This is a genomic window from Bacteroides nordii, from assembly GCF_019930665.1.
Taxonomy (GTDB): Bacteria; Bacteroidota; Bacteroidia; order Bacteroidales; family Bacteroidaceae; genus Bacteroides; species Bacteroides nordii.
The window spans coordinates 273660-298794 of record NZ_CP082886.1; the positions used below are offsets into that span (position 1 = coordinate 273660).

General features: G+C 41.6%; 20 protein-coding genes. 10 read left to right on the forward strand and 10 right to left on the reverse strand.

The features are described 5' to 3' along the window. Positions 1-137 precede the first annotated feature (137 nt). Positions 138-1037, forward strand: coding sequence for an alpha/beta hydrolase (locus tag K8P02_RS00970; RefSeq protein ID WP_025867809.1), 900 nt, complete (start codon positions 138-140; stop codon positions 1035-1037). Between the two features lie 79 nt (positions 1038-1116). Here K8P02_RS00970 and K8P02_RS00975 read toward each other — a convergent pair whose 3' ends face one another. From K8P02_RS00975 to K8P02_RS00995, 5 genes are all read right to left on the reverse strand, one after another. Continuing rightward, positions 1117-1770 carry an HAD family hydrolase gene (locus tag K8P02_RS00975; RefSeq protein WP_007484153.1) on the reverse strand — a complete coding sequence of 218 codons (654 nt, stop codon included), beginning with the start codon at positions 1768-1770 and terminating at the stop codon, positions 1117-1119. 127 nt (positions 1771-1897) lie between these two features. After that, the gene (locus tag K8P02_RS00980; RefSeq protein WP_002559368.1) at positions 1898-3574 is read right to left on the reverse strand and encodes a glycoside hydrolase family 43 protein; all 1677 of its coding nucleotides are present in this window, start codon (positions 3572-3574) and stop codon (positions 1898-1900) included. Between the two features lie 194 nt (positions 3575-3768). Next, positions 3769-4458 (reverse strand): hypothetical protein, encoded by a 690-nt coding sequence (locus tag K8P02_RS00985; protein WP_007484156.1) that lies wholly within the window; start codon positions 4456-4458, stop codon positions 3769-3771. Positions 4459-4572: 114 nt separating this feature from the next. Further along, the gene (locus K8P02_RS00990) at positions 4573-5793 is read right to left on the reverse strand and encodes a DUF4861 domain-containing protein (protein ID WP_007484158.1); all 1221 of its coding nucleotides are present in this window, start codon (positions 5791-5793) and stop codon (positions 4573-4575) included. A 205-nt stretch (positions 5794-5998) separates the two neighbouring features. After that, positions 5999-7609: a glycoside hydrolase family 28 protein gene (locus K8P02_RS00995; protein ID WP_007484159.1), complete on the reverse strand. Its 1611-nt coding sequence runs from the start codon at positions 7607-7609 to the stop codon at positions 5999-6001. Positions 7610-7937: 328 nt separating this feature from the next. On the opposite strand from K8P02_RS00995, the gene K8P02_RS01000 reads away from it, so the two are divergent. The 3 genes from K8P02_RS01000 to K8P02_RS01010 are packed head-to-tail and all read left to right on the forward strand — an operon-like array spanning position 7938 to position 10568. Further along, on the forward strand, positions 7938-8795 hold the full coding sequence (locus K8P02_RS01000) for an enoyl-ACP reductase FabI (protein ID WP_002559373.1): 858 nt from the start codon (positions 7938-7940) through the stop codon (positions 8793-8795). Between the two features lie 24 nt (positions 8796-8819). After that, positions 8820-9827: a gliding motility lipoprotein GldB gene (gene gldB, locus K8P02_RS01005; protein ID WP_002559374.1), complete on the forward strand. Its 1008-nt coding sequence runs from the start codon at positions 8820-8822 to the stop codon at positions 9825-9827. Positions 9828-9863: 36 nt separating this feature from the next. Continuing rightward, a complete protein-coding gene (locus K8P02_RS01010) occupies positions 9864-10568 on the forward strand; it encodes an SAM-dependent methyltransferase (protein ID WP_002559375.1) in 705 nt (234 codons plus the stop codon). Here K8P02_RS01010 and K8P02_RS01015 read toward each other — a convergent pair. The 3 genes from K8P02_RS01015 to K8P02_RS01025 all read right to left on the reverse strand — a co-directional run bounded on the left by K8P02_RS01015 (position 10534) and on the right by K8P02_RS01025 (position 14961). Then, on the reverse strand, positions 10534-11652 hold the full coding sequence (locus K8P02_RS01015; RefSeq protein WP_007484161.1) for a hypothetical protein: 1119 nt from the start codon (positions 11650-11652) through the stop codon (positions 10534-10536). The genes K8P02_RS01010 and K8P02_RS01015 overlap by 35 nt on opposite strands. A gap of 66 nt (positions 11653-11718) precedes the next feature. Beyond that, complete coding sequence (lipA, locus tag K8P02_RS01020) at positions 11719-12561, reverse strand: lipoyl synthase (protein WP_394373198.1); 843 nt, start codon at positions 12559-12561, stop codon at positions 11719-11721. 189 nt (positions 12562-12750) lie between these two features. After that, positions 12751-14961 carry a S9 family peptidase gene (locus K8P02_RS01025; RefSeq protein WP_025867808.1) on the reverse strand — a complete coding sequence of 737 codons (2211 nt, stop codon included), beginning with the start codon at positions 14959-14961 and terminating at the stop codon, positions 12751-12753. Between the two features lie 461 nt (positions 14962-15422). On the opposite strand from K8P02_RS01025, the gene K8P02_RS01030 reads away from it, so the two are divergent. The 6 genes from K8P02_RS01030 to nagB all read left to right on the forward strand — a co-directional run bounded on the left by K8P02_RS01030 (position 15423) and on the right by nagB (position 21676). Beyond that, a complete protein-coding gene (locus K8P02_RS01030) occupies positions 15423-16574 on the forward strand; it encodes an ISAs1 family transposase (RefSeq protein ID WP_025868361.1) in 1152 nt (383 codons plus the stop codon). Between the two features lie 293 nt (positions 16575-16867). Continuing rightward, positions 16868-17605: a LiaF transmembrane domain-containing protein gene (locus tag K8P02_RS01035; protein ID WP_002559379.1), complete on the forward strand. Its 738-nt coding sequence runs from the start codon at positions 16868-16870 to the stop codon at positions 17603-17605. A gap of 9 nt (positions 17606-17614) precedes the next feature. Beyond that, positions 17615-18439 carry a LytTR family DNA-binding domain-containing protein gene (locus K8P02_RS01040; RefSeq protein ID WP_007484165.1) on the forward strand — a complete coding sequence of 275 codons (825 nt, stop codon included), beginning with the start codon at positions 17615-17617 and terminating at the stop codon, positions 18437-18439. Between the two features lie 47 nt (positions 18440-18486). After that, complete coding sequence (locus K8P02_RS01045; RefSeq protein WP_025866540.1) at positions 18487-19452, forward strand: TIGR01212 family radical SAM protein; 966 nt, start codon at positions 18487-18489, stop codon at positions 19450-19452. A gap of 125 nt (positions 19453-19577) precedes the next feature. Then, complete coding sequence (locus K8P02_RS01050) at positions 19578-20771, forward strand: FprA family A-type flavoprotein (RefSeq protein ID WP_025866539.1); 1194 nt, start codon at positions 19578-19580, stop codon at positions 20769-20771. Between the two features lie 92 nt (positions 20772-20863). Further along, positions 20864-21676, forward strand: a complete 813-nt coding sequence (gene nagB / locus K8P02_RS01055; RefSeq protein WP_007484168.1) for a glucosamine-6-phosphate deaminase — start codon at positions 20864-20866, stop codon at positions 21674-21676. Between the two features lie 83 nt (positions 21677-21759). On the opposite strand, the gene K8P02_RS01060 is transcribed toward nagB, so the two are convergent. Together K8P02_RS01060 and K8P02_RS01065 are read right to left on the reverse strand one after the other, a co-directional pair. Continuing rightward, positions 21760-22374: an L-threonylcarbamoyladenylate synthase gene (locus K8P02_RS01060; protein ID WP_002559384.1), complete on the reverse strand. Its 615-nt coding sequence runs from the start codon at positions 22372-22374 to the stop codon at positions 21760-21762. 127 nt (positions 22375-22501) lie between these two features. Next, on the reverse strand, positions 22502-25012 hold the full coding sequence (locus K8P02_RS01065) for an AsmA family protein (RefSeq protein WP_025866538.1): 2511 nt from the start codon (positions 25010-25012) through the stop codon (positions 22502-22504). Between the last annotated feature and the right edge of the window lie 123 nt (positions 25013-25135).

A 25135-nucleotide genomic window follows, 5' to 3' on the forward strand; every position in this document is an offset into this window, starting at 1 on the left:
ACAAAGTTAATGGAGTTTGCGTAGTTTTTTGTAGAAATAATGTTTCTTTTTGCGAGTATATGTACCAATTATTCTACCTTGAAATAAAAAAGCTATACTATCTTTGTCACTCTGAGTTTATTAATCGTATAAGTGAAATGAAAAGAAGTTTATGTTTTTGGTTATTGGCAGGAATATTTCAAATAGGTGTTGCACAGACTTTTTATCCTATATGGAATAATAACATGCCAAACACTAAAGGTCTTGCTGTGAAAGATAGTATTGCTAATGAACGGGTATATCAGGTAGGTACACCTGGAGTATATGTTTTTGAACCTTCGAAAGCAGAAAATAAGAAGACTGCCGTGTTAATTATTCCGGGTGGGGGATATGCACGTCTGGCTTATCAAATTAGTGGATGGCAGTTGGCTAAATGGTTTAATACGTTTGGCGTTACTGCTTTTGTTCTTAATCATCGTATGCCACAATCACCGGATGTGATAGTGAGTTATCAGGCTCCTTTGGAAGATGCACAACGGGCAATGAGGTACATTCGTTTTCATGCGGCAGATTATGGCATTGATAAGGTGGGAGTGATGGGGTGTTCGGCAGGAGGACATCTTTCGGCTTGTCTTTCTACATTTTCAGAAGATTGGGGGACAGGAGGAGATGCATTGGATAAAGAGTCTTTCCGTCCTGACTTTACGATACTTATTTCTCCTGTGATTTCAATGAGGGAAATGGCTCATAAAGGAAGTCGGGATAATCTTTTGGGAAGGGACCCGTCACCGGAATTGTTGCATCAGTTTTCTTGTGATAAACGTGTGACAAATCAGACTCCACCGGCTTTTATTGTACATGCTACTGATGATCGGTCTGTTTCTTCTCTCAACAGCATTCTCTACTATACTGCATTGAAACGAGTGGATATAAAGAAAACAACTCTGCATGTTTTTCCGGAAGGAGGGCATAGTATCGCTTTACGTAATAATCCGGGGACAACTAATCAATGGCCCATACTGGCAGAGGAATGGCTGGAGGGAGTGATTAGTGATTAGCGGTTAGTGATTAGTGATTAGCGGGCGGCATTATAATCACGCTGCATAGCACTAATCACTAATCACTAACCGCTAATCATTAATCATTAATCATTGATTTCACTACTTCCGCTGTGTCTATAATGTAATCCGGGTGGAAGCCTTCCAATTCTGTACGTGGACGAAATCCCCAGGTAACTCCACAAGAGGTGACTCCTGCATTGATGGCAGTCTGCATATCTACACCCGAATCTCCGACATAGAGAACTTCTTTTTTTTCAACGTTTGCTATTCGCAGGATATCTTCTACAATTGCTGGATCCGGTTTTACTTTCACTCCATCCCGTTGTCCCAGTACAGCTATGAACCGGATGTTTGGAAAATAATGAGCAACGAGCTTCTCTGTAGCTGCCTGATATTTATTAGACGCAACCGCCAACTGTATTCCTTTGGTTTGTAGTGCTTCTAATAAGGTGGGAATTCCGGGATATGGTTTGCTCTCGTCTGCATTGTGTTTGTCGTAATGGGGTACGAATTCCTGACGTACACGGAGTACATTTTCTTCTGTTTTTTCTCCTTCCGGCAGGGCACGCTCAAAGAGCTTGTTAATTCCGTTACCAACCATGAAGTTGTATTCTTCTATTTTATGTATAGGATATCCCAATTTTTTAAGTGCATGGTTCGTACTGTTTGCCAGATCGGCGATTGTATTTAGTAGTGTTCCATCTAAATCGAATATAACAAGTTTCTTCATTTTTTTTTATTTTAATAATCGTTCTGCAAATGTAGGAAAACAAATATGCCCCTGCAATAGTTTCTTTTTGCAGAGGCATAAATTCATTTACTTGAAGCTGTTATTTATATTTTTAAGGCTTCTCGTTTCATTTCTTTGTGATACGGAACCAATCAACATCCGCCCAGCCACCGTCATTCGTTACCAAGGCAGGACGGGTACAGAATGTTCCTATTTTAGCTCCGATCCATTTGCCTTCTCTGGCTTGGAATGGTTTTCCTATTTTCTGGAATTTCTTACCATCGGTGCTATAACTGAAGTCGCACATTACTATAAGGTCATATCCGCCTTCACTCTTGCCGATTTTCTTACCGTCACTGCTGAATTTAACTCTCAGATATACTGTGTTGTTTTGTAAATCAACAGCTTCATTTACTTCTTCCGGTGTTCCTTTATCTGCTTTCTTGCAGTTTAATTGTGAGAGCACAAGCCCTTTATCCGTGTTTTCAAGAATTAACCCGGCATAATCCATGCCCATAACTACAAGTCCGGTACGTTCACCTTTGTATTTGGTTGTAGGCTTGAAAGTCAACTTCATTGTTGCCGTGAAGTTATTTGAAGGAGTTTTCTGTAGTAGTAGGTTGGCTACGTCCCAAAGGTTCTTATACTCATTCACTACCGGATAAGAATAGAGACGTACATATCCATGATCACCTGCATAATATGCCCATTTTTCATTGATATTGGCATGCCATTGCCATTGCGGAGAAAGCGTGTATCCATTAAATTCGTCACTTTCTTGTGGTGTACAGATAGGATAGGTTTTACCGACATTTGGTTTTTTATAAGTTAGTACGGGTTCGCCACAACCATCTCCGTCTGTATCATTACCGATTACAGGCCAGTCGTTTATCCATTTCATCGGTTGCAGATGTACGATACGACCGTATGCACCTACATCCTGAAAATGCAGGAACCAGTCTTCTCCTGTTGGAGTATCTACCCATGCTCCTTGGTGAGGACCATTGACCGGAGTATTACCTTGTGCTAATACTGTTTTCCACTCATATGGACCGTAGACATTTTTAGAACGAAGAACAACCTGCCAACCTGTTGGTACACCACCTGCCGGATGAAAGATATAATAATAATCACCTCGTTTGTAGAATTTAGGTCCTTCACAGGTTTCGTGGGCTTCGTGTCCGTCAAATACAATTCTTGACTGTGAGATGGCTTTGGTAGCATCCGCATTCAGTTCACAGATAGCAATGACACTTTTTAGCCCGGCACGACTTCCAGCATAAGCATGCACAAGGTATACTTTACCGTCTTCATCCCATAACGGGCAAGTATCGATGATACCTTTTCCTGCTTTTACGAGTACTGGCTCACTCCAAGGTCCTTTCGGATCACGTGCTTTCACCATGAATGCACCTTGGTCCGGATCTCCCCAAAAGATATAGAATTCTCCGTCATGATGGCGGATGGCTGGTGCCCATACTCGATTCCCATGTTCCGGACGTTCGGGAGTTTCGATGGGAGGGAGGGCGTATGGAACGGCAGCACCTATGATGTTCCAGTTTACAAGGTCTTTTGAATGGAGTATTTGTAGACCGGGGAGGCAGTTAAAACTTGAAGAGGTCATATAGAAATCATCTCCTACCCGACAGGCATCCGGATCGGAATAATCGGCATAGAGGATTGGGTTTTTATATGTCCCGTTTCCCTGGTCTGCAACCCATACTTCGGAAACATAATTTTCCTGTGCTATGGCCGGGGTTGTCATTAATAGGCAGAGGCCTAAGGTCTGTGCTAATCTTTTCATGGACTGTTCTTATTATTTAGTTATGTTATAAAATTCTTGATTGCAAATATAGGTGTTCTGTATAAATTTAGAGGTGAATAATCGATTGCTTTGGAGGATTTATTGTGCATAAATGTGGAATAATTGTGTAAAAAAGAAAAACCCAACTCATATATTGAGCTGGGTATTCGTATGTTTTTTTGTTTGAATGAATATTATTCAAAATACACTTTTTTAGTTTCTACAGAACCGTCATTCATAATATTTTTAATAATGTTCAATCCTTTTGCAGGTTCGTTTAATCTCATTCCTACCACATTATAGTATTCAGTAGTTACGATTTCCTTACTATTAGCTATGTCTGATATACCGGTAGAACTACCACCTGCGGTAAAAGTAAAACCATAAAAACCTAATTTGGAACCTGTGCAGAATGTGGTATAAGTTTTACCTGCTTTTACTGGGAAACTATAGGTACCATAGTATTTATCAACAACAGTTAATGCGTCATATCCGTCCAAAGCTACTCCATCTTCCAAGATATAGAATTTCTTACCGGGATTTAATACAATAGCTATTTCTATTGTACCATCTTTACTTACTTCCAGATTATAAAATGTACCAACTGTTGGAACTCCTGCATCGGCTTTATCAAAAGCCAAATTATTTCCGTCTACTGGATTTGCTTTTCCGGAAGCATAAGCTCCATATATTGCAGCTCCGTCAATATCAGTACTTGCCTTTATGGTGTATGTATCATTTCCAAATGTTAACTTAACACCATCAACAGAAGTAATTTCTGTGTCTTTTGTAATTGCATCATTGGCTTGAATTGCATAAGTTTGTGCATTAACGGTGAGAGTTGTAGCCACAAAAGCCATTGCGAGAAGTAATTGTTTCTTCATAATAATAATTTTTAAGTTATACAATAATGTTCTTTGTTTATTACTGTACAAAAGTATGAAGTATTGCCTCTCGCAATGGGTAATATTTGTTCGAATAGGGGGTAATATTTGTTTTTATTGCTTTATTTTGATCACACAAGGGTGTTCCAACCCTTCTTTCCACTCACGAATATAGGCAAACCATGCTTCCGGAGTCTTGTAACCGAATGTTTCTTTCATTGAAGTAAATGTGGTGTGATAGGAAAAATAGTTATCTCCTTTGGCTGTTAAGGTATAGAGATAGTTGGGTTTGTCTTTCACTTCTTTTACTACATATTTTTGTGGAATGCAAGTAGCTAATCCTACAGTCTCTTTTGCATATTTTACAGTATCATTTACGGGCCAGTCTGTACCCCAGCAACCGATAAGTCCCTTGTGGTCGGAATAAGATACGGAACCCGCAATGTCTTGTACACCTGTACAGAACACTTCGTCTTTCAGAGGTTCCTCAAAAAGGGCTTCTACTTTCATGTCGCGGTGCCCGGCATAGAGGGTATAACGCGTAGTCATGTTTAATTCAGAGCCTTGATATTGCCAATCGGTTACTTTTATTTCGGCAATAGTACGGACAGGACCGTAAGCAATAATACTCTCTGTGAGTGTACTTACAGGTTCTATGTGCAGTGCTTTTTTCCCATTCCAACCCTTTAGCGCACCTACGCCGCAACTACCGCTTACACGTAGTACATCATCACCAAAACCACGTGCCAATTGTTCATCGGTAGGATAAAACTGTGATTCTTTAATCTCAAAGCCTTTATTGAATTTTCCGTAGATATCTACAGTTTGCTTGTGATCAAAATATAAACGGTAGGCCACCAGTTCCGATTCAAATGCAGGACCATGGTGGTGCATCTGGTTATAGATGTTGGCAGTACCCGGGATGGTTACGGAATGAACAGGTACATGCTTTCCTTTTTTATCACTTACCATCATTTCTGCATATACACGTGGTTCGTATTGTTTATTACTTTTTTCTGATGACAGGGTGATTTTCAGTGTTTTCTTACCTTTGGCAGGCAAATCGATAACAAATGCAAGCTCATCTGCACGACGGTCTCCGTTCAGGTCATCCAATTGCGATGGAATTTCTGTAGTACCCTCTGTTACTGTTGCCGATTTAATGCGAAATCCGGGTTTGATATCGTTTAGGTTGATTACTACCGGTTCATCAGATTTTGCCTGTTTCCAAGGGTTACTCACTTCTACTGTGATCGTCTTTTCATTGCTCTGTGCCAGAACTGCTAATGGGCAGGAACAAAGAAATAATAAAGCGGTAAAAAGGTTTCTTTTCATGTCTTTCTTTATTGTTTTATTGTTGAGTGAATGTCAATGTCGTTTGCTCACCCCAGAGTTGTACCGAGAATTATCTGATTGTCAATAATAGACTCTGTGCTACTGTAGCGAACTCCTCTGCAAATGTAAGCTAAAAAAAGCAGACAGTCCTGTTAGTGATGACAAAAGGACTGTCTGCTTTGATCTAATCTATGTAAATGTGATTTTACTTTAGGGTTAGATTGGTTCCCTGAGCATCTACTTGCTTATGTAGTTTACCATCTATCCGAATGTTCTTTGCATTTTTCATTTGGAGTGTAGGTCCGTTACTTTGCGTTTCGATGTAGATGTTGTCCAAAGTTACGCCATCTGCCTGACTGATAACAGCACCTTCGGCAGCATCTGTGATTACAACATTTTTCACTGTTATATTCCGGATAGGCATTTCGGGTAACCCATTGAAAAACATGGCACGTCCGGATCCTTTACAGTTAACATTGGTAATATGGATATCTTTGAATGCAGGAGTCTCTTCTGTTACGGGTGGCAAATCTGTTTTCGTATTTGCTGCACGTTCTTCTTCTGTTTCTTCTCCCGGCCCCTTGCCGCCATAGAATAAATCGAAGAGCAATGGTTCATTCGGGATATTAATCATGTTGATATTATTGATGTAAATTCCCTCTACTACTCCTCCACGTCCGCGGGTACTTTTGAAACGAAGACCTACATCCGTACCTAGAAACGTACAGTCTGTAACGTATATATTTTTCACACCTCCGGACATTTCGCTTCCTACTACGAAACCACCATGGCCGTGTAGTACAGTATTGTTTTTTACCAATACATTCTGACAAGGTTCTCCACGACGGCGACCGTCCTCATCTTTCCCGGATTTGATACAGATAGCATCGTCTCCGGCATCAAACAGGCTGTTGATGATCAATGCATTTTTACAGGATTCCAGATCGAGTGCATCCCCGTTCTGAGAATACCAGGGGTTGAATACCTTTACATTGTTGATTGTAATATGTTCGCATGACAATGGATGCAGACACCAGCTGGGAGAATTCTTAAACGTAACGCCTTCCAATAACACTTTCTTACTCTTTACAATATTGAGTAATACCGGACGCAGCCAAGGCCGGATTTCATCCCACTCCTCGTCTGTATTTATTCCTTCGGGTACATTGAAGTCTTTGCAGGCTAAAGCGCCCTTCAATGCACCGGCTGTTGGATACCATATCTTTCCCGCTGCATCGGTTACACCGCCCGATTTAACAAGCTTACTCCATTGAGAAACAGTTAGTTTGTCTCTTTTAACCGGTCTCCAACTATCTCCTGAGCCGTCAAAAGTTCCGTAGCCCGTGATAGCTATGTTTTCTGCATTACGTGCTGAGATGGGGGATTGGCAACGTCGTGTTTCCAATCCTTCGAAGGATGTTTCTATAATAGGATATGCTTCAAAATCATCTGTGAAAAGAATCATTGCATTGCGTTCTGTGTATAAGTTTACATTACTCAGAAGTTCAATAGGACCTGTTAGCCACAATCCTTCCGGAATAACAACTTTACCTCCGCCTTTGGCATGGACGGCTTTAATCGCTTCATTGATGGCCTTTGTGTTTAGAAATTTTCCGTCATTTTGAGCTCCAAATGCAACAATACTTATTGTATAGTCCGGAAATGCAGGTTGTTCTACAATAGGCATCTCAAAAGGGAGATCACTATAAATGCTGTTGTCAATTACATTTCCTTCTTGAGCGCATGTCCGATTCCCGTACGAGAAGGGAAGGCATATAGCTGTTAGCAGCAAGAGCTTTTTCGTTAATGTGTTCATTTAAATTATGTTTCTATGGATTAATACTAAGGGTTGTCTTCACTTGATAACCGAAGAGGTTTATTATCCTTTGGCAGACTACTCTCCCGAGCGATCTACCGGAATGGATAATAAGATTCATGTTAACCTAATTCTAACCTTAAAATAAATATTATGAAAAAACCTCTTAATTATCTGGTGCAAATATAGAGTCGATAATCCCGTTAGATGTGTACAATCTGTTGGTTTAGGTGGATTTTTTGTCATTTTCGTCTTTTCTTTGCACACTTCTCGTGTTTTTATGCAGAAAGTTCCTATATTTGCAACCTAATTTAACTATTTAAAAGGTATGAGTTACAATTTGTTGAAAGGAAAAAGAGGTATTATCTTCGGTGCTCTGAACGATCAGTCTATTGCCTGGAAGGTAGCAGAGAAAGCCGTAGAAGAAGGTGCAACTATTACATTATCAAATACTCCTATGGCCATACGTATGGGCGAAGTAAATGCTCTGGCCGAAAAACTGAACTGTGAAGTTATCCCAGCTGATGCTACCAGTGTAGAAGATTTGCAGAATGTATTTAAGACTTCTATGGATGTGTTGCACGGTCAGATTGATTTTGTTCTTCATTCTATAGGTATGTCTCCTAATGTACGTAAAAAACGTACTTATGATGATCTTGATTATGGAATGCTGGAGAAAACGTTGGATATATCAGCTGTTTCTTTCCATAAAATGATTCAGGCTGCTAAAAAGTTGAACGCTATTGCTGATTATGGTTCAATTCTTGCTTTGAGTTATGTGGCTGCTCAGCGTACATTCTATGGTTATAATGACATGGCTGATGCAAAAGCACTGCTTGAGTCTATTGCCCGTAGCTTTGGCTATATTTACGGACGTGAACATAGCGTGCGCGTGAATACTATTTCGCAGTCACCTACATTCACTACAGCAGGTTCGGGTGTGAAGGGAATGGATAAACTGTTCGATTTTTCTAATCGTATGTCTCCATTGGGGAATGCTACTGCCGACGAATGTGCCGACTACTGTATCGTAATGTTCTCCGACCTCACTCGTAAAGTGACTATGCAGAATCTCTATCACGATGGTGGTTTCTCCAGTGTAGGTATGAGTCTTCGTGCAATGGCTACTTATGAGAAGGGGCTCGATGAGTATAAAGATGAAGAAGGAAATATCATTTACGGATAAGAAGCGTACTAAGTTATAAAAATGATGAAACTAAGAAATCCTCTTCTCCTTATTATATTATGTGTATTTGCCGTAGCCTGTCGGATGGGTACGGGAGAGAATGCGTTATTACATAATGAGGAGAATGGGATTTCTATAGTTCGCTATGATAAGTTGCAGAACGAGTATGTACGTTCCAATAGTTTCTCCGCTCTGCAAAAGATGAATATGGAGTACCGCCAGCCTACCAAAATTTTGATTGAAGAAGTTCTCGGATTAGGGCAGGTTAATGATGATACCATTTCTTTGCGGCTCCGGACTTTTTATTCGGATACTACTTTGCTTCGGCTGATGGCAGATGTAGAAACTCGTTTCCCTGATCTGGGAGAGGTGGAGAAAGGGCTGACCAAAGGTTTTAAAAGACTGAAGAAAGAGGTTCCCGATATCAAAATACCGAATGTTTATTCACAAATCTCGGCATTCAATGAATCGGTAGTTCTTTCGGATACTTTGCTCGGTATTAGTCTGGATAAGTATATGGGGGAGGATTATCCTTTATATAAGCGTTTTTATTACGATTATCAGTGTCGTTCTATGCGCCCTGACCGTATTGTGCCCGATTGTTTTGTGTTCTATCTGCTGAGCAAGTATGCTTTCCCCTTTCAGGAAGGGAGTTGCCTGCTCGATATGATGCTGCATTACGGTAAGATAAATTATGTAGTGCAAAAATTATTAGGATACCGTTCTACGGGTGAGGCAATGGGCTATGACGATGCAGAAGAAAAGTGGTGCCAGGAGAATGAGAGGAACGTATGGGAGTATATGCTGGCAAATCAGCATCTCTATGCCCGTGATCCGATGATAGTGCGTAAGTATATGAAACCTGCACCGTTTACTGCCTTCTTTGGTGAGAATGCTCCGGCATTGATTGGTACCTGGATGGGTACATGTATTGTTTCTTCGTATATGAAAAAGCATAAAGATGTCAGCTTACAGCAATTGCTGGAGACTACTGACTATCATCGTATGCTGCAAGAATCAGGTTATAAATAATAGCATATTGGCACATTATTTAACTCATTATTTCTCATGGAAACTGCTCTTTATCTCATTCCCGTAACTTTGGGTGATACAACTATCGAGTCCGTATTACCTTCTTATAATAAAGAAATCATTCTTGGTATCCGCCATTTTATCGTTGAAGATATTCGTTCGGCACGTCGTTTTCTAAAGAAAGTAGAACGGGAGATTGATATTGATGCTCTAACGTTTTATACGCTGAACAAGCATACTTCTCCTGAAGACATTTCCGGCTATCTGAAACCGTTGATCGGGGGAGCTTCTATGGGGGTGATTTCGGAAGCAGGTTGTCCGGCTGTCGCAGATCCGGGAGCAGATGTTGTTGCCATTGCCCAGCGCAAAAATCTGAAAGTGGTTCCGTTGGTAGGACCTTCTTCTATTATACTTTCTGTGATGGCTTCCGGTTTCAATGGACAAAGTTTTGCATTTCACGGTTATTTGCCTATCGAACCAGCCGAGCGCATCAAGAAGATAAAGATGCTTGAACAGCGTGTCTATGCTGAACACCAGACACAGCTTTTTATTGAGACACCTTACCGTAATAACAAAATGGTTGAAGATATTTTGCAGAACTGCCGTCCACAGACTCGGCTTTGCATTGCTGCCAATATAACTTGTGAAGGAGAATACATTCGCACAAAAACGGTGAAAGAATGGAAAGGAAAGGTTCCTGAACTATCTAAAATTCCCTGTATTTTTCTCTTATACCAATAATATCCTTTAGGTGTTCGTACTCGTCCTCAAAGCATTCGCTAAAGAAGTTGTGCCCTAAATTATGTTCTATCTGCTGAAATTGCCAGAGCTTTCCGCCTTTAAATTGTGGATTGCAAAGGATGGAGTCATCTTCTACATCAAGAACAAAAAGATAGACGAGCCTGTTGGTCACAGCATTTTCAAAATGATACATGATGCTGAATGTAGGCTTTAACCCGTTAATACCGGGAAAAGTGTTGTGCATGATTCTCCGGCATCCTTCGGCAAGCGACTCTCCGAAGCCGAGGTAACATTCCATTGGAATATCCATTTTACCTCTATCCAAGGTGGCTGTTTGGGGGCGTTCGCAAAGAAATAGTTTTCCGTGTGAAGCCACTGCGATGCGTATAACCGGATTAATGTAACTGTTTTTGTTATTGAGAGCTTCCAGCGCCAGGCTTTTTCCAATTACATCTCCCTGGGTATTGACAATGGGGACATACTCGGTATGTGCCATCAACTTATTGAAGTAGTGAATACTGATTTGATTGAAGATGATGGCTAAAACAAAAATGGCGGGAGGAAGAAAGTTGAATATGATCCACTTTGCCGGATCTTCCAGAGGGTGTACAAAAAACATTGCCAGACTGATCGCAATAAAATGCAATATCCCTAATATTAGTACGATGTGTGCAGATACAATGGCTGATTCTGCACCTTGGGCAAACAGACGCTTGGAGCAAACCTCCTTCTTCTTCAGGAAGTAATTGATAAACCTCTTTTTATGAAGATAGAGAATCAGCATTGGAATAAGAATACTTACCTCCACTGTAAGTGGCAGAGCACCGGGAGGAACGTAGTCACCCGGGATTAATGCTGCTATGGTTAGTAATACCAGGATGGCTGTGGAGATGTAAAGGATAAAATTTGGAATCCGCACTCCCTTACGATGCATTGAGTAATATGAATAAAGCAATCCGATACCTGTTCCGATATAGATTGCGGTGTCTTGCGTTATAAATTCGCATAAGACTATGGAAATGATAACGGGGATGTATCCCAATGACATGTTAAATGCGGAAGATAATATTCCTTTATGGCTCATTTTAGTATACATTTTGTCTGTTTCCTATAAAACAAACTAATACGGCTTAAAGTTGAGAGTTGAAAGTTAAAATTTGCTCACATGTTTCTCCGCATGATAGGAAGAACGTACGAGCGGAGCGCTTTCTACTTGCTCAAAGCCTTTCTCCAGTCCGATCTTCTTGTATGCGGCAAATTGTTCGGGAGTGACGTATTCTGTTACCGGATAATGCCGGTGGCTGGGTTGCAGGTATTGTCCGATGGTGAGAATTTTACATCCGGCCGCCAGAAGGTCATCCATGAGTTCTTCTACTTCTGCCGGGGTTTCTCCCAATCCTGCCATGATGCCACTTTTAGCGGTAATGTTATTACTGGCTATCCGGTGGATAACTTTAAGGCTGGTATCATAGTTGGCTGCACTGCGCACCAACGGACTGATACGTCGTACGGTTTCCATATTGTGTGAAATGATTTCCGGATGCGCCGAAATAATAGTATCTATTAATTCCATCCGTCCCTGAAAATCGGGTATCAGTACTTCAAGAGTTGTTTCCGGGTTTATTCTTTTTATTTCGGTGATGGTACGTACCCAGTGTGCAGCTCCAAGGTCGGCGAGGTCGTCACGATCCACGGAGGTTATTACGGCATGCGATAACTTCATTAGTGCGATGGACTCTGCCACATACGTTGGTTCGTTGGCATCCAGTGGGAGCGGGCGCCCGGTTTGTGTATTGCAGAACTTACAACTGCGGGTGCAGATATCGCCGGCTATCATAAAGGTTGCTGTACCTTTTCCCCAGCATTCTCCCATGTTCGGACAACGACCGCTGCTGCAAATGGTATGCAAACAGTGACTTTCTACAATACGCTTTGTTTCTGTGTAACGTTCATTGGCGCCGATACTTATCTTCAGCCATTCGGGCTTTCTCATTGGATGTATGATTTATGGTTTGAGAGTTATGATTTATGAATTAGGAAGGTGTGTCAAAAGTAAAATCACTCATTATTAGAACACAGATTAACGCTAATTTAAATCTGCGCTGATTTGCGTTAATCTGTGTTTCTAAAGTTACATATTGATAATTTGATCCGGCTTTTGACACCCTCATAAATCATAACTCTATAGGTTATTCAAAAAGAAATTGGTCAGTTTCGTGTATAAATGCTGGCGGGTATTGCCACCATAAATACCATGATTACGATTGGTGTAAACCTGCATGTCGAATTGTTTATCCAGTTGTACCAGATGCTCGGCATATTCGGCACAATTCTGGAAATGAACATTATCATCTGCCATACCGTGTACCAACAGGAGGTTACCGTGTAGCTTATCGGCACGTGTGAAAGCAGATGCAGCTTTGTATCCTTCTGCATTTTCTTTTGGCGTGCGCATAAAGCGCTCCGTATAGATGGTATCATAGAATTTCCAGTCGGTTGGTGCAGCCACAGCTACACCTGCTTTGAATACCGGAGTGCCTTCGCTCATACTCATTATTGCCATATATCCGCCGTAGCTCCATCCCCAGATGCCAATACGATTTTTATCCACATAAGGTAATGTACCCAGATATTTGGCTGCTTCCACCTGATCTTTGGCTTCTTTTACACCCAGGTTCAGGTAAGTGCTTTTTTGAAATTCTGTACCCCGTCCGCCGGTACCCCGTCCATCTACACAGGCAACGATGTAACCTAAACTTGCCATATAGGTTTCCCAGCTGATGGCGAAGTTGTCCAACACTTGTTGTGATCCCGGACCGCTGTACTGATACATCAGTACCGGATACTTTTTGGATGCAGAGAAGTCTGCCGGTTTCATCATCCAGCCGTTTAACTCTACTCCCTGGGAAGTCTTAAACTTGAAGAATTCTTTTTGGGGAAGTGCTACTTGTGCCAACTTTTGTTTTAGTGCATTGTTGGCTTCCAATGTTTTCAGCGTCTTGCCTTCGTTGTCATTCAGGGTGATAACAGCCGGAGTGTCAAGGTTGGTGTATGTGTTGATGTAATACTTCATTGTGGGGCTGAACAAAGCACTGTTCATACCTGCTTTCTGAGACAGCTTGGTCTTTTTACCTTTACGGTCTATTTTGTAAACAGCTTGTCGCATAGGGCTTTCTTCGTTGCTGATGAAGTAGAAGCTGCCATCGGCCTCGTCATATCCTAAAAACGATTCTACTTCATGGGCACCTTTAGTCACTTGCTTTATCAGATTTCCTCCCATGCTGTACCAGTAGAGGTGCGGGTATCCGTCTTTGTCGCTAAGGAAACTGAAGTTTTCGGGGTAGAACTGAATATTGTCGAATACGTTTTCGCTGATATAATAAGGTGATTCATCGCGTAATGCCAACTTGCAAACTGTAGAACGCGGATCAGCAAAGTACATGTCGAAGCGATTCTGATGACGGTTTAGTGTCATGATGGCAAGCTTGTTAGGATCTTGCGTGAAACGGATGCGAGGGATGTATCCGTCGGCATCCAATGGCAACTTCATCGTGCGGGTAACTTTTGATTTGATGTCAAAAGTATGTACTTCTACTTTGGAGTTCGGATATCCGGCTTTCGGATATTTGTAAGTGTATTCTCCCGGATAATCTTCCAGTCCGTTGATGTGCGGTGATTCTCCGGCAAAGAGTGGGAACTGGTACGAAGGAACTTCCGTTTCATCAAAACGGATAAAAGCCAGCATTGAGTTGTCGGCACTGAATTCCAGTGCCCGGTTAAAGCCGAACTCTTCTTCATATACCCAATCGGGAATACCATTGAGTACTGCATTTTGTTTACCGTCTTCCGTCACCTGGCTCTCACTGTTGCCATAGAGTGTTTTTACCAGGAAGATGTTGTTATCCCGTACAAAAGCAATCATTGTTCCGTCCGGAGAAAAAACGGGGGCTTGTTGAGGGCCCCCGTCAGAAAGCCGTTCAATAATGTTGTTTGTCGTTACCCCTTTATCATTGCGTTTTAAGGGGTATAAGTAATGTACGGCTGTATATGAACGCCGGTAAATGGGCGTTGTTTTAGTTGCAATCAGCAGTTTGGACCCGTCCGGAGAAAACTGATAACTGTCAAAGTGTTTGAAATCACATTCGCGGGCTTTAGCCACATCGAAGATTACTTCCACAGGTTCTCCTGTTTTGAAAGAGTATTTGGTGATTTGGGTACCTTCGTCATTCATCTGAGTGTAGTGCTCACCGTCGGGCATTGGGACTACGTTCCGAATGCTTGTAGGGCGGTATTGACCGGAAGTTATATCCTTCAGGTCGAGTCTTTTACTACCTTGTGCCATGCCTGCCACGCAAGCAAGGAAAAGTAGAAGGGTAAGGGTTATCTTTTTCATTATTTCTCAGTTTTTGCTTCTTATTCCTGCAAAGTTAGTAATAAACTGAAATTCGTCAAAGAAAGGATACTTTTTTATCTGTCGTTCGCCAATACTCGTTATCTTTATTAATTCCCTTTTACAGATTTTATTATAGTAAGGCATATTGGTGTTCTGTTAGGGGCTTCGTCCGGTTAGTCGTAATCGAATGTATCAAGGTCGTAGTGCTTCTTTGTTTTAGATGTACATGTAAAGCAGTACGACATGTACATGTGGAGCAGTACGACATGTGCATGTGGAGCAGCTTTACATGTACATCTAAAACAATGTTCCCCGGTGAGAGACAGGGCCGACGCATTAAATAATTTACTATTGTATATGTACTTTTCTTATTGTTATTTAATTGAATATTAATTGTTTAGCATTGTTTTATTTCGTTTATATTTCGTATATTTACATGGTAATATTAAACAGTAATTGACATGAAAATAGGTATAATTGACATTTGTAAGCAAATAGAGGACCCTCGGATGGATCGTAAAAAGTTACATAAAATGGAAACGATCATATATGTATCCATTGCTGCTGTCATCTGTGGTGCTCAGTCTTGGAATGAGATTGAAGAATTTGGCCATGCTAAATTCGATTTTTTTAAAAGTAGAATACCCGATTTAGAAGTTATCCCCAGCCATGATACTTTTAATCGTTTCTTCAGCATTATAAAACCATCCTATTTTGAGTTGATTTTCCGCAATTGGGTGAAACAAGTGTGTCAGGAGATTAAAGGTGTTGTAGCCATCGATGGAAAACTAATGCGTGGTCCTAGCAAATGTAATGATGAACATACTACCGGCAAAGAAGGCTTTAAGCTCTGGATGGTTTCAGCATGGTCCGCAGCTAACGGTATTTCTCTGGGTCAGGTAAAAGTGGATGATAAAAGTAATGAAATCACAGCTGTTCCTCTGCTAATCCATGCCTTGGATCTGGATGATTGTATCGTCACTATTGATGCCATGGGCTGTCAGTTGGAAATAACAAAAGCCATTATTGAACGGAATTCAAACTATATAATAGCTTTAAAGAAAAATCAAAAGAGTAGTTATGAATTAGCCAAGAAAATAATTGATGGGTATGAAAACAGAAATGTGATTCTCAATAGGGTTACCCGGCATACCAGCGAAAGTACAGGACATGGCAGGCTTGAAACAAGAGTCTGTACTGTAGTCAGTTATGGTCCGGTCATGGAGCCGATGTTTAAGGACAAATTTGCGGGATTGAGGTCAATAGTGGGCATGAAATCCGAAAGGATAATTTTGGCAACGGGGGAACGTTCTGAAAAAACGAGGTATTATATAACTTCACTTGAAAATACTAACCCGGAGGAAATAGCCAATGCCATTAGACAGCATTGGTCCATTGAAAACAATCTGCATTGGCAACTGGATGTTACCTTCAGGGAAGACTACAGCAAGAAAGTGCAGAATGCAGCAAGAAATTTCTCGGCAGTTACAAAAATGGCGCTCACCATTTTGAAGAATGATAAAGTCACAAAAGGAAGCATGAATCTCAAAAGGCTGAAAGCAGGATGGGATGAAAAATACCTGTCAACACTTTTACAGGACAGCGCATTTTAATGCGTCGGCCCTGCGGTGAGAGAAGGAACCTTCCCCGGTGACCTAACCAACGAACGTCGGTGAGGGTATGCCGGAACGAGTGAATCTTGTCGCTCTCCCCTAACAGATTGGCTGAACGAGGAGCAGATTTCTTTCTTTATTTCCCTGTTTCGCCGGATATACTCCTGCATTCATCGATTTTTGCACGGAAATAAACGGTAAAGTGTTCCCGAAAGTCCCTGAACAGTTTATCTTTGCAACATCAAATAGTAAAACTCGAAACGTATCATCGAATTAAAATAGAAAATAGAATTATGGAAAAGAAATCTACATCTCCTTCGGGGTTGACGGGCAGGCAACTGGTGGCCAGCATTTTTATAGCCTGCGGAATTATGTTGTTGGGTCGTAATCTGGGATTTATTCCCAATGATTTATTTCGTATCGTTGTATCCTGGCCGATGCTTTTGATTGTGTTGGGTGCCTATTCGATTCTTCGCCGTCAGATGTTCACCGGATTGATCTTGTTTGTGGTTGGTCTTTGTTTCATTATGCCTCGTCTGGGGTGGTTGCCTTGGATGCCCGTCAATGCGGGTGCAGTGCTTTGGCCTGTTGTATTGGTATGCCTGGGCATCTTCTTCTTTTATCGTCCCAATCGTCATAAGGAGTGGAAAACGCGGGGCGAACAGACTTTCGGTAATAAGCAGACCAGCTCGGCCGATGGCTTTGTTCGTTCGGACAATGTATTCGGGGGCGTAAAGCAGGTGGTACTTGATGAGGTATTCAAGGGGGCAACAATCCGTAACACTTTTGGTGGAACTGTGCTTGACTTGCGGCGTACAAATATATCCGAAGGGGAAACCTACATTGAAGTAGAATGTAATTTTGGTGGGATAGAAATTTATGTGCCTCTCGACTGGCGGGTTGATTTGCAAGCCAATGCTTTTCTGGGAGGTTGCGAAGATAAACGTATTCCGGGAGTAAATATAGACCAAAGCCGCAGCCTTGTAGTAATGGGAAATGTCTCTTTCGGAGGAGTAGAAATTAAAGGTTGATAAACGAAGATGCAAGCACATCCTATAATGGAATCTTCCCGACGCTGGATACCTGTTTTGTTGATGGTATTAGTTGCCATAGGGGTACAGGCATGGCTGTTGACAGCTTATGCCGGTGTTGACTTATTGTCTGCACTTGTGGACGGAGCGGTTTCGATAGGACTGTTTTGTGGTTTGGCTTATTTATCATGGTTTGTTATCGGTTTTGTATCATCGGTGCAAACAGAAATAATAGTATCTGTATTGGCGATACTCTTTTGGCTGGCGGGCGGATTTGCCTTGCAAGGATGGATTGAGACGATGGCTGGAAGTTCTTATTTACCTTTTGCCGAAACCCTGCCGTTCCGGGCACTGGTTGGTGCATTGTGCTGGACGAATGTAATGATGTGGTACAAATATTACTCTTTGCAGGCACTTCGTCTTCCTGCCGAAGAAATAGCGGAAGTTGAAGATCAGCAAAATGAAGAAGAAGCTGTGGATGCTTCTTCTCAATCGGTGGAAGAATATCTGGATCGCATCACGGTAAAGGATGGAGCGCGTATTCATTTGGTGGCAACGAATGATTTAATTTATGTCCAGGCGTGTGGAGATTATGTCACATTATTTACTCCAGAAGGGCAATTCGTAAAGGAGCTGACAATGAAGTATCTTGAAAAACATCTGCCTGTAACCCAATTCGTACGGGTACATCGATCTACCATCGTAAACGTGACGCAAATATTACGTGTAGAACTTTTCGGGAAAGAGACTTACAGATTGCTGCTAAAGAACGGAGACAAGCTCCGGGTGAGCCTTTCCGGCTATAAGCTGCTGAAAACACGATTAGACTTGTAGTATTCCCCGGATTTTCTTATGTTTGTTCTTTCTAAGCAACGAAGCATATGACTGAGCAACCTTTATACAACGAATTTCCGCAGTTTCTGAGGCGTTATTTCCCTTATAAAGTACAGAAAATATCCCTGAATGCCGGTTTTACCTGCCCCAATCGGGATGGAACCAAGGGGCAGGGAGGTTGCACGTATTGCAACAATCAAACGTTTAATCCGGAATACTGCCGGACCGAAAAAACGGTCTCTGTACAGTTGGAAGAAGGAAAACAGTTCTTTGCCCATAAATATCCTTCGATGAAATACCTTGCCTATTTCCAGGCATACACCAACACCTATGCGGAACTCGAAAGTTTAAAACGGAAATATGAAGAGGCGCTGAGTGTTGACGGGGTAGTAGGTCTTGTCATCGGCACTCGTCCGGATTGTATGCCGGAGGATCTTCTTCGTTATCTTGAAACACTCAACCGCCAGACTTTTCTTCTTGTGGAATACGGCATTGAAACTACTTGTGATGAAACGCTGAGGCGTATCAACCGGGGGCATACTTATGCCGCTACTGTGGAGGCGGTGCGACGTACAGCCGGTTGTGGTATTCTTACTGGCGGGCATGTGATTTTAGGACTCCCGGGAGAGTCTCATGAGGCTATTGTGGCGCAAGCCGACGTGCTTTCAGAATTGCCGCTTACCACTTTGAAAATGCATCAGCTACAGTTGATCCGCGGCACACGTATGGCTCACGAATATGAACAAAACCCTTCTGATTTCTACCTTTTTAATGATGTGAACGAATACATAGATCTTGTAATAGATTATGTGGAACATCTACGGCCCGATCTCGTCATAGAGCGTTTCGTCTCACAGTCTCCCCGTGAATTATTAATAGCCCCCGACTGGGGATTAAAAAATTATGAATTTACAGCCCGAGTTCAAAAAAGAATGAAAGAAAGGGGGGCATATCAAGGCAAGAGATACGGAGTTACGAAAAAAAAAAGTATCTTTGCAGGACGGAATGAATAATGATCAATGATTAATGTTTAATGATCAATGGACTGTGCTATTGTACATGGTATTGATCATTAAACATTAATCATTAAACTTTGATTTTAAACATTATTCATTAATCATTAAACATTAATTTTAAGATGGAACAGAAAACAAGAATTAAAGGAAACGTCCATTATGTAGGAGTAAACGACCGTAACAAACATCTCTTCGAGGGGATGTGGCCGCTGCCATACGGAGTTTCATATAACTCTTATCTGATTGATGATGAAATGGTAGCTTTGGTCGATACAGTAGATATCTGCTATTTTGAGGTTTTTCTTCACAAGATAAAGCAAGTAATTGGTGAGCGTCCTATCAACTACTTAATTATAAATCATATGGAACCGGATCATTCGGGCTCGATCCGGCTGATCAAACAACATTATCCTGATATCGTAATTGTAGGTAACAAGCAAACCTTTGGAATGATTGAGGGCTTCTATGGGGTAACAGGTGAACAATATCTGGTGAAAGACGGTGACTTCCTTGCATTGGGAAAACACAAACTTCGTTTTTATCTCACTCCAATGGTGCATTGGCCGGAGACAATGATGACTTTTGACGAAACAGATGGCATTCTTTTCTCCGGAGATGGATTTGGCTGCTTTGGCACGTTGGATGGTGGTTTCCTCGATACCCGTATCAATACAGATCACTATTGGGATGAAATGGTACGTTACTATTCTAATATAGTAGGAAAATATGGTAGTCCCGTACAAAAGGCTTTGCAAAAACTGGGCGGACTGCCTGTCTCTGTGATTTGCTCTACTCATGGTCCGGTGTGGACCGATAATATTCCGAAGGTAATAGGTATCTATGATAAACTGAGTCGTTATGACGCCGATGAGGGTGTGGTCATTGCCTATGGAAGTATGTACGGCAATACCGAGCAAATGGCCGAAGCTATTGCTGCGGAACTGTCGGCACAAGGTATTAAAAATATCGTAATGCATAACGTAAGCAAGACCAATGCGTCTTATATCCTGGCAGATATCTTTAAATATAAAGGGTTGATCATTGGTTCGCCGACGTATAGTAATCAGATATTTCCGGAAATAGAGTCTTTACTTTCGAAGATATTGATACGTGAGCTGAAAGGACGTTACCTGGGATTGTTTGGTTCTTTCACCTGGGCAGGTGCTGCCGTGAAGCGTATGGCTGAATTTGCTGAAAAGAGCAAGTTTGAAGTAGTGGGAGATCCGGTAGAGATGAAACAGGCGATGAGGGACATAACTTACGCGCAGTGTGAAAATCTGGCACGGGCAATGGCGGAGCGCTTAAAGAAGAATTAAGGAGAGTTATAAAGTTATAGAGTTATAAGGTTATAGGGAAGGTTATAACTCTCCCTATAACATTATTACTAACCGATTAAAAATATAAACTTATGAGATTAATTATTCAGCCGGACTATCAGTCCGTATCTTCGTGGGCAGCCCACTATGTTGCTGCTAAAATTAAGGCAGCCAATCCTACAGCAGAGAAACCATTCGTATTGGGATGTCCTACAGGTTCTTCTCCTCTGGGCATGTACAAAGGACTTATCGATTTGAATAAGAAAGGTATTGTTTCTTTTGAGAACGTAGTCACTTTCAACATGGACGAATATGTAGGATTGCCGAAAGAACATCCCGAAAGTTACTACTCTTTCATGTGGAATAACTTCTTTAGCCATATTGACATCAAACCGGAAAACACGAATATCCTTAATGGAAACGCTGCTGACCTGGATGCTGAATGTGCCCGTTATGAAGAAAAAATAAAGTCATACGGTGGTATAGATCTTTTTATGGGTGGTATCGGACCGGACGGACATATTGCGTTCAATGAGCCGGGATCATCACTGACTTCACGTACCCGTCAGAAAACGCTGACTACGGATACAATCATTGCTAATTCACGTTTCTTTGACAACGATATCAACAAAGTGCCTAAGACTGCTTTGACAGTAGGTGTGGGGACTGTCCTGTCTGCAAAAGAAGTGATGATTATCGTGAATGGTCATAACAAAGCTCGCGCATTGTACCATGCAGTAGAGGGAGCTATCACTCAGATGTGGACAATCAGTGCATTACAGATGCATGAGAAAGGTATCATCGTTTGTGACGATGCTGCTACAGAAGAACTGAAAGTAGGAACATATCGCTACTTCAAAGATATCGAAGCCGATCATCTGGATCCAAAATTTTTGATTAAGTAAGAATTAGAAGTTAAAAATTAAAAGCTGCGTAGTAGGAATTATTTATCCACTGCGCAGCTTTCATTTTTTTTAATCTTCCGGTTTTAATTCTCTTCCAGTATTCCTTTGGCCTGCCGGACTATTTCCGGGCTTCCTTCTGTACAACTAACCACTGTTGACGGTTCTATTCCTCCTATCCCTCCATCAATCACGAGGTCTACTATCTCTCCGAACTTTTCGTCTATCAGTTCCGGATCTGTTGCATATTCCAGGTCTTCATGTGCTTCGTGCGGTAGGGTAGTTGTCATAATCGGTGCATCAAGCAGGCGGGCTATCTCACGAATGATATTGTTATCCGGCATGCGAATACCTACTTCTTTCCTGTTTCGAAAGATCTTGGGAAGCCGGTTTGTCCCGTTCAGAATAAAGGTGAATGGTCCGGGCAAATTACGTTTCATCAGTTTGAACGTATTGTTATCAACTTTCGCGTATTCACTGATACTGCTCAGGTCATAACAGATAATAGAAAGATTATTCTTACGCGGATCAATCTCTTTGATACGGCAAATACGTTCAATGGCACGCTCTTTCAATCCATGACAACCAATTGCATACATCGTATCGGTAGGATAGATGATGAGGCCGCCATCATTCAAAATATCCACCACCTGTTGCAGGTCTTGTGGATTATTATTCTTTTCGTAAAGTTTCAGAAGCATGATAAGTAGTGGTTAGTGATAAGCGATTAGTGATAAGTGGTTAGTGATAAGTGGTTAGTGATAAATGAATAGTGAGTTATATCACTACACCGCATGGCACTAATCACTTATCACTAATCACTAACCACTATTTTAGTTTTTTCTTTAAGAAGTCCAGCGCCTTTTCGGCAGCTTTTTCTTTTACTGCCTCTTTCAGGTCCTCTTTATTATTTGTAGCGGCAGAGTCCAGTCCCAATTTCTTTCCTAACTCACTGATTGCTTTATCAGCTACGGCTTCTACCGCCTGGTTTGCCATACTCTTTGTGTCAATAGACACTTTGGGTGAAGTAAACGATCCACCAATCTTCAGGTCGAGTGTTGTCAGCTTGGCAAGGTCGCCTGCAGAAGCGGGTAGTTTGATTTTACCGGAATAGTCTATTGTCTGATCCAATCCGGTGCTTCCGGAGAGGTTCATTACATAGTCACCCAGTTTGATGTCAAATGGTTGTGTCGCCACTCGCCCGTCTTTGATGGTGAAATCCAGCGTCATATCTTTTACTTTCATCTCCTTCAAATCCGGTTTATTCACAGCTTCAGCTATTTGGTCAATCACTTTTACTCCGCTCAGACTGAGGTCTTTGGTAGAAAGACTTCCGTTACCCTGCATTGTTTCGAGCACAGGACTCATTGCGGCATCCAGAATGGTTTGTATCTTCATACTACCGGAGAAGTTGCCTTTTAGATTTTCGAAGATAGGGGCGAGTTGTTGTACCATATCAAGCTCCTTGTATGTCTGGGCAAAGCTCAGTCCGTTGAGTTTGAATCCTGCATTCATCTCCGGCTTTTTAACATCAGCCGTAGAGTAATAGCCGTTCATAACCACATTGCCACCCATCGTGTTCATAGAAAGATTCTTCATATCCACCTTCCCGTCTTTAACGACCAACTTTCCATTCATATTAGTGAAAGCCATTTTATCAAATAGTACCTCTTTCAGATTAGCATCCATTTGGAAATCAATATTACGGGGCACTTCAATGATACCACTTATACTATCTGCCGGAGTAGTTGCCACCTGTGTAGCAGTGTCTGCTGTGGCTGTCATGAAATCATTCAGGTTGAGATGATTGGAGCGAATATTGAGTGTTCCTTTTAGTGTCGTTCCTTTCAGTGCATAACCCAGATAGTTTTCAAAACGGCTATCGGCAGTCAGATCGTTCTTACCGATATTGACGGTTGTTTCGCTCAGTTGCAGGTACTTGGGAGTGAATGTAAAGAGTGACTTGTGGATATCTACATCCGGCATATCCTTCATCTTCAGTTTCATTGAGGTGAGTCCGATTGTTCCGGAAGCCTGTACACGCTCATATTGTTCTTTTTCGATGTACGACATTTTTCCGGCGAGTTGCATGTCTGCATTGATAGTACCGTTTAACTCCATATCCTCCAATGGATATACCTGTTTGATCATGCCCAGGTTGAGTACTCCTTTTGCTTCGGCATGAAAGTCCGGATCACTGATCGGTGTTTTTATTTCGGCAGTCACGCTGAACGGATTTCCGGCGAGTCGGAAACTAAACGGGCGAATACTCACTGTGGTGAGGTCAATAGCCCCTCCCGGATTTTTTATTTCTGCATTGATGTTAATCTGATCTACACCTGCCGGAAGAGAAGGATAACGGAACATGGCATCTTTCACTGTCATTGCTACATTGAACTGAGGTACAATGCTGTCACCTACCATCGTACCTTTTATGTCAGCAGAAAGTGTGGCAATACCCTCTGTCTTCAATCCTTCAAAATCTTTGGCATAAATAGCAGGGATCAGAGATAGAATTTCTTTGAACCCTACTTCATTGGTGTTCAGTTTGAGGTCCATGTCTATGGCAGGATCTTTCAGTGCTACCCAACCATCGATACCTGCTTTGATAGCATTCAAACGGAATTCATTCTCTTTCAATGTATATTTATTGTTGGCGAGATCGGCATCTACATCCATTTTTGCATAAATATTGGCATTAGAAAGGAAGGGGATGCCGTTCATCTTATAGGTTAACGCTTCCGTTTCTGCTTCCAGTTGTAAGGTCGTACGGTCGCTTCCCAGGTCTCCTGAGCAAAGTGCATTCAGATTACGGATATCTGCATACATATTTGCCTGACGGTCATCGTATATGAGATTCATATTTTTGATAACAAACTGTTGAAGTTGTATCTTAAACGGAGAACTGCTTGATTCTTCTGCAGTATCGGTAACTGTACTGTCGGGTTTCATTACGTCCCAATTGGGCCGGCCATCTGCAAGTACAATGGCATGTAGCCGGGTGTCTGTTATTTGTACTTTAGAAATGTCATAACCATTATCTCCAAAAAGAGAGAAAAGGTTGATAGCTACTGTTACTTCACCCGCTTGTACAAGGGTGTCTTTTTCAAATTCGCCTACACCACGCAGCCAGAAATCATTGAGAGTGACTGATGCCTTGGGGAAGTTACGAAACAGACTAATATCCAGACTACCGAAGTCAAACTGTGCATTAAGCATCTTGTTTCCTTCTGTTTTTACAATGCTTTCTATTTTACCGCGGAAAGCAAAAGGAAGAATAAGCATCAGCAGCAGGAGTGCTCCTAATGTGATTGCTGTAATTTTCAGACCTTTTTTCATGTTTGCAGGTTTTTGATTAAACATATTGAGATAGCAAAGCTACTGATTTTTTTTTATTTATCAGTCTGTGACTTACGAATTTAAGTCACAGATTAATAAAATTGAGAAGGAGATAAATGGTAT

What these genes read in the sequence shown, in the direction of transcription:
- K8P02_RS00970 (WP_025867809.1), top strand. Translation starts at nt 138, where the DNA reads ATGAAAAGAAGTTTATGTTTTTGGTTATTGGCAGGAATATTTCAAATA.
- K8P02_RS00975 (WP_007484153.1), bottom strand. Translation starts at nt 1,770, where the DNA reads ATGAAGAAACTTGTTATATTCGATTTAGATGGAACACTACTAAATACA.
- K8P02_RS00980 (WP_002559368.1), bottom strand. Translation starts at nt 3,574, where the DNA reads ATGAAAAGATTAGCACAGACCTTAGGCCTCTGCCTATTAATGACAACC.
- K8P02_RS00985 (WP_007484156.1), bottom strand. Translation starts at nt 4,458, where the DNA reads ATGAAGAAACAATTACTTCTCGCAATGGCTTTTGTGGCTACAACTCTC.
- K8P02_RS00990 (WP_007484158.1), bottom strand. Translation starts at nt 5,793, where the DNA reads ATGAAAAGAAACCTTTTTACCGCTTTATTATTTCTTTGTTCCTGCCCA.
- K8P02_RS00995 (WP_007484159.1), bottom strand. Translation starts at nt 7,609, where the DNA reads ATGAACACATTAACGAAAAAGCTCTTGCTGCTAACAGCTATATGCCTT.
- K8P02_RS01000 (WP_002559373.1), top strand. Translation starts at nt 7,938, where the DNA reads ATGAGTTACAATTTGTTGAAAGGAAAAAGAGGTATTATCTTCGGTGCT.
- gldB (WP_002559374.1), top strand. Translation starts at nt 8,820, where the DNA reads ATGAAACTAAGAAATCCTCTTCTCCTTATTATATTATGTGTATTTGCC.
- K8P02_RS01010 (WP_002559375.1), top strand. Translation starts at nt 9,864, where the DNA reads ATGGAAACTGCTCTTTATCTCATTCCCGTAACTTTGGGTGATACAACT.
- K8P02_RS01015 (WP_007484161.1), bottom strand. Translation starts at nt 11,652, where the DNA reads ATGAGCCATAAAGGAATATTATCTTCCGCATTTAACATGTCATTGGGA.
- lipA (WP_394373198.1), bottom strand. Translation starts at nt 12,561, where the DNA reads ATGAGAAAGCCCGAATGGCTGAAGATAAGTATCGGCGCCAATGAACGT.
- K8P02_RS01025 (WP_025867808.1), bottom strand. Translation starts at nt 14,961, where the DNA reads ATGAAAAAGATAACCCTTACCCTTCTACTTTTCCTTGCTTGCGTGGCA.
- K8P02_RS01030 (WP_025868361.1), top strand. Translation starts at nt 15,423, where the DNA reads ATGAAAATAGGTATAATTGACATTTGTAAGCAAATAGAGGACCCTCGG.
- K8P02_RS01035 (WP_002559379.1), top strand. Translation starts at nt 16,868, where the DNA reads ATGGAAAAGAAATCTACATCTCCTTCGGGGTTGACGGGCAGGCAACTG.
- K8P02_RS01040 (WP_007484165.1), top strand. Translation starts at nt 17,615, where the DNA reads ATGCAAGCACATCCTATAATGGAATCTTCCCGACGCTGGATACCTGTT.
- K8P02_RS01045 (WP_025866540.1), top strand. Translation starts at nt 18,487, where the DNA reads ATGACTGAGCAACCTTTATACAACGAATTTCCGCAGTTTCTGAGGCGT.
- K8P02_RS01050 (WP_025866539.1), top strand. Translation starts at nt 19,578, where the DNA reads ATGGAACAGAAAACAAGAATTAAAGGAAACGTCCATTATGTAGGAGTA.
- nagB (WP_007484168.1), top strand. Translation starts at nt 20,864, where the DNA reads ATGAGATTAATTATTCAGCCGGACTATCAGTCCGTATCTTCGTGGGCA.
- K8P02_RS01060 (WP_002559384.1), bottom strand. Translation starts at nt 22,374, where the DNA reads ATGCTTCTGAAACTTTACGAAAAGAATAATAATCCACAAGACCTGCAA.
- K8P02_RS01065 (WP_025866538.1), bottom strand. Translation starts at nt 25,012, where the DNA reads ATGAAAAAAGGTCTGAAAATTACAGCAATCACATTAGGAGCACTCCTG.